Source organism: Ochrobactrum sp. PL_is501 (assembly GCF_055816895.1).
On record NZ_JBVPGR010000008.1, the window covers coordinates 1 to 5,440 of the forward strand.

The following is a 5,440-nucleotide window of genomic DNA, read 5'->3' on the forward strand; positions in this document are numbered from 1 at the left end:
GCCGGTCAGAACCAGGGTGCCATAGTCGAGCTTGCTAATGCCCTGATTGCCGCGCAGCTCGCTTGCTATCGTCGCGGTTATGCCAGCCCCGGCAGCACTGCCATCACCGACACGGATCGTCGGGGTCTTGCTACCTTCAAGCGTGAGATAGTCGCCGGACAGCACATAGCCATCCGTGGAGAATACCAGCCCCTGCGCCGTCAGATCTCCAGCACCGTCATCCACGGTGACCCGGTGCCCGACCGTGCCGCCGAACTGCGCATAATCACCCTGGTTCCACACACCGATTGAACTGCCGTTGATATCCGTCCAGTTCTGATTGGTCGCATTCCATGTACCGTCACCGCCAGCCCATATATTGTTGGCGACCTGCCCGGCAACATAGAGATTATACTGGTGATCCGGGTTCTGGAACTGCATAGCGCTCCGATCCGAGCCGGACGGGACATTGCCCAGCGTCAGCCCATTGCCCGACAGCGTGCCGCCATAATCGAACAGGCGGTAAAGGCCGACACCGAAATCGCCCTGATCGGTGATATTGAGCGTGCCGTTCAGCGTCAGATTGCCATGCACGTCAAACAGGCCGTTCCCATTCCCCGATTTCCCGAGCGCGACATTCACAGTGCTGCCCGGAGCCAGCGAAAGATCATTGTTGAACGTCAGCACATTGCCCTGGTTGCCCACCAACGTGCCGCCAGCATCCACCGCAGTGTTGCCGATGATCGTGCCGGTGCCGCTAAGCTTTGCGCCAGTCGCAACATCCACCGTGCCACCCAATGTGCCGCTGACAAACAATCCGCCGACATCGACCGCCGTGTTGCCGACAAACGCGCTGCTGTCGCCCGTCAAGACCAGAGAGCCAGCACCGACCTTCTGCACGGCACCGGCTCCCTCCAGCGAACCGGAGAACATCAGGTCGTCGGAGCGATTGAAGACCACTTTCGTGTCATCGACAATCGTGCCGTTCAGCGATCCCGTTGTTCCGCCATCGCCGATATGAAGCTCGCCGCCCGTGACGAAAGTGGTACCACTGAAAGCCGAACCATCGCCCGTCAGCGTCGTAACGCCAGTCATCTGGTTGATCGTGCCAACACCCGAAATGGCTGCCGACAGAAGGTAGCTCGCGTCCGTGTAGTTGAACGTCAGTGTGCCAGTGCCAGAACCAAATATAATGGAATCCGTCGTCAACTGCCCCGCCCCAGCCGCAGGATCGCCCGCAGCAGCGCCGATGTTTAAGACACCAAGGCTGCTCGCTGCTGATGCGATATAAGTTCTGACGGACTGAACACTACCGCCGTCTTTTATAGTAAGAGTACCGGTTCCCGCATTTCCAACATACAGGTAGCCGTTGGAGTAGATTCCTCCCGCAGGATTATTTGCGACAACAACTTGTGAACCAACACCGCTCACCGACATATCGCCGACGCTGTTAACGCCACCGGGACTGCCAAATCCCACATATAACTTGCCAGCGGATACACTGCCGCCATTGAGAACTTTTAAAGTTCCCGTGCCAAAACGACCAACGTGGAGTTCCCATGAGGCATTCCATTGAGAGTTTGCATCACTGACAGTCACCTCACCTACAGACCCGACCGAAGCGGCGCCTGAGAGCGAATAGAAACTGCCAATGTAGCCATACCAACTCGTCACCTGTCCACCACCGGTGATATTGGCTGTGCCCTGCCCACCATCGGCTCCAAAATATATATCGCCACTCTCCAGTGTCGCATTGGTATCCACGGTGAGAGTGCCGACAGCATCAGTCCCCACACCGATGATCGTTCTACCAAACTGGCCACTCCCGCCGTTCTGGATGAGCAATGTACCCATACCGCCCGGAGCTGTACCGTCGAGGCCACCTACCGAAATATAATTAGCGTTAGTGCTGGTTCCGGAGTACTTCCACGCTGAACCCGCACCATCAATCTTCAGAGTTCCTGAGCCACCCGCCTGCGCTCCCAGCGAGGTATTTGAATCACCTTGATTATCAATTACTCCACCATTTAGTATATTTATTTCGGCTGTGCCCAACTGACCTACCTGATTACCTGCTAGCGACCACCCGGACGATAGATTCATAGTAGAGTTGTCAATTTTGAGCGTCCCCTTGGAGCCTGCTTCAACCCCCATGGTAAACGTGCGGCTTGATGATAACGTAGCCTCACCGCCATTGATAATATCGACTTCCCCAGTCCCGGCCTTTCCGATAATAAGATTGCCGTTAATCGCCCATGCAGGGTCTGTTGCCCCGTCCACGACTTTAGGCGTATTGTCGATTGTCTCGTCCGCGAAACCCGGCGCCCCATAAAATAACGCACCCACAGCCACGCCGGATAACAGAATCCGATCTATGAAACGGCGACGATGTACAGGCTTAAGCATTAGAATATCCCCCAGCGGAAGATTTCCGCGCAATGTGACTGATCAGAAATTTAAAGAACGAATAGAAACTTGCAGGTCACGCCTTACCACTTGACCTTGAAGCCGATATTGCCCTTGATGGTGTAGCTGTCGGCGAAGTGGTTGAGGGATGTGTTGACGGAGCCTTCGCCATAGAGGGCGTATTTGTTGTCGGCCCAGGCATAGGTGCCGCCGGCGCCGATGCCGCCCCAGGTGTTGTCGCTGTCTGTGGCCATATGCGTGCCGGCATAGTTCATGCGGGCATTGCCCATCAGTTCCTGATAGAGATTGGCAATACCGTAGACCGACGTGTTGACCATCAGGCCGTCCTCGCCCTTCCAGCTATTGGCATAGTTGGCGGCAAGGCCGAGACGCGCCGTCAGGCTGTCGCCATCGCGGTTGGAGATGCGCGCGCCATAGCTGTCATGGAACGTATCGAAGTCGACCGATGACCACATCAGCTGCGCCTGCGGCGTCAGCGACCAGTTCGGGTCGAGGACGATGCGCTGGCCTGCTTCAAGGCTCAAGGCATAGCCAAAGCCCCGGTTGCCATCTTTCAGCGTCGGGTTGACCGCATCGACACCAAGGTCGCTGTCATACCAGTTGGCCTGTGCCTGCGCATCGAGATAAAAACCCGAATTGCCGTACCAGGTCGCGGTTGCACCCAGCCCCCAGCCCTGCGTGTCGATGGAGCCAGAACCGTCACCGGTCCGGTTGTCGATGCTGGAATGGGCATTGCCATATTGCCCGGTGATCCCGGCAATCAGCCGTCCGGTCTCGTCTTCATAGAACTGGCCGTCAACACCAGCCTGCAGGATGACGGTGTCGATATCCTGATGCAGGCTGCCCGCTGTCGAGCCGTTTTCCAGACGGTTATGCGCCCCTTCGATACGGCCCCAGACTGCCTTGCTGTCGGTCCCGCCGCTCTGGGTGCCGCCCTGGTTGGCAGACAGGCCGCCCAGATAACGTTCGCCCACGCGCTGCTGCAAGGTCGGCAGCTTGTTCAACGCCTGCAAGGTCGAGGTGTAGGATTCATAGACTGGAGCAGCCGGGCTGAAGCGCTCGGGCGGACAGGTGTTGGTTGCGTGGCAGTCTGGGCCCGGGCCCGGACCCGGCTTCTCATATTGGCTGACCAGATACCAGTTGCCGTCATCGGGCGTGCCGGTGCTTGCCTTGCGCAGCGTATAGGCATAGGCGGAATCGGTCATGATCGCCTGCTGGCCGTCCTTGGTGGTGTAGTCGCCCAGAAGCGTGAACTGGCCATCCGAAACCCCGCCGACCGAGATGATCTCGATGCCATTGACGGTCTGTGCGCCAAAACCATTACGGTTGATGATGCCGATCTTGCTGATGCCCGACGTATCGCCGCCGACAATCAACCTGTCAGCCAGCGAATGTCGTCGCCAAGCTCGGCCGACATATGCAGCGTGCCGCCATTGCCGGTATAATCGCCCGACACATTCAACACCGTGCCGCCGTTGCCGCCGAAGATGACATCGCCGCCATTGGCAAGACTTGCCATCGCCGTGGCGAAACCGCCAAGCTCGATCGAAGCGCCGCTGGCAACCTTATAGCCGGAAGCCCCCGAGAAGCCGCCTGCAGCGCCTTGCACCAGAGCGCCCCTGTTGACCGCCGTGGTGCCGGAATAGTCGTTCTCACCATAAAGCACCAGATCGCCATCGCCGTTCTTGGTGATCCCGCCGGTACCGGAGATGATACCGGAGAAGTCGCCATGCAGGGTCTGGTTCAGCGTCAGCGTGCCCGCGCCAAGCTCGATATTGCCATCGCCGGACGTCTCGCCGACCAGATTGCCGACCGTTTCGTTGAAGTCTGCAAGATCAAGCGTCGCCCCGCCCTTCACCGTCACAGTGCCCGAGCCGAAGGCATTGTCGGCAATTCCGGCCTTGGCCGTGCCGCCCTTGACCGTCAGCCCACCGCTGAACGTGTTGTTGCCGGCAAAGGTGGTGATGCCGGTGCCGTCCTTGGTCACCGCGCCGATACCGCTCACCTTGTTGGTGAGCGTAAAATCCTGGTCCTTGTTGATCAACAGATCGCCATGATCGAACTGCGTGCCAGCGAGCACGATCCCGTCGCTGTTGGCGATGCTGCCATTGCCGCTCAGTTCCAGCGTGCCCTCATTGACCGTCGTCGTGCCGCGATAGGTGTTGACCCCGGTCAGGTTGAGGGTTCCATAGCCGAGCTTGGTCAGTCCATCCTGCCCGTCGAGCACCGAGGCGATGGTTGCCGTCATGTCACGGCTACTGGCTGGAACGCCATTGCCGACGACAATCTGGTTCTCCTGCCCGCCAAGCGTGATCGTGCCGTTCTCGATCCTGTAGCCGTCGACGACAAACTGCATGCCGCTGACAACCGGGGTGAAGCCCTGTTCGATGCTCACCGTGCCGCTCACACCCTGGAATACGGCGAAATTATCGTTGCCCCAAGAGCCGCTGACGCTAGCGTCCTTGTCGGTCCAGTTACGATCAGCGCCATTCCAGATACCATCGCCACCATGGATGGTGCCGTCAGACTGGGTTGTTGTGCCATTCCAGTAATTGAGGATCAGTCCGCCGGTGTTGATCAGGTTGACCTCACCATAACTGGCGATCACCTGCAGCTCGTAATTCGGGTTACTACCTACCGCCAGTTTCATGCCATTATCGGTCAGCCCATTGCCCGACTGGAAAATGCGATAAAGGCCGATGCCGAAACTGCTGTTCGGGTTGACCGTCAGGGTTCCGTTGACGGTCAGATTGCCGGCAACGCGGAAAAGCTCGTTCGCCGATGGACCGCCATTCAGCGTTACATCGACATTGCTGCCCGCATTGAGCGTCAGGTCCTTCAGGAAATCGAGCCGCGAGCCGGACTGGCCGAACAGATTGCCGCCACCGGCAACCGTGGTGTTGCCGCCAACCGTGCCGTGACCGCCAAACCAACCGCCGGACGCGACATTGACCGTACCGGTGCCGTCGCCAAGCTTGCCGCCGTCAAGGCGCAGCCTCCCGGCATTGATATTCGTGTTGCCCTTGAAACCGCT

At 58.5% G+C, this 5,440-nt stretch carries 3 protein-coding genes; all 3 read right to left on the reverse strand.

The genetic code is table 11. The annotated features are described in order from the left end of the window. Positions 1-1,833, reverse strand: a 1,833-nt coding sequence (locus AC0TOF_RS00090) for a beta strand repeat-containing protein (protein WP_473766732.1), incomplete at its 3' end; no start/stop codon positions are given. A gap of 635 nt (positions 1,834-2,468) precedes the next feature. Beyond that, a complete protein-coding gene (locus AC0TOF_RS00095) occupies positions 2,469-3,782 on the reverse strand; it encodes an autotransporter family protein (RefSeq protein ID WP_473766733.1) in 1,314 nt (437 codons plus the stop codon). Continuing rightward, the coding region (locus AC0TOF_RS00100; protein WP_473766734.1) for an autotransporter-associated beta strand repeat-containing protein at positions 3,779-5,440 on the reverse strand (1,662 nt) is incomplete at its 5' end. The genes AC0TOF_RS00100 and AC0TOF_RS00095, both read right to left, overlap by 4 nt.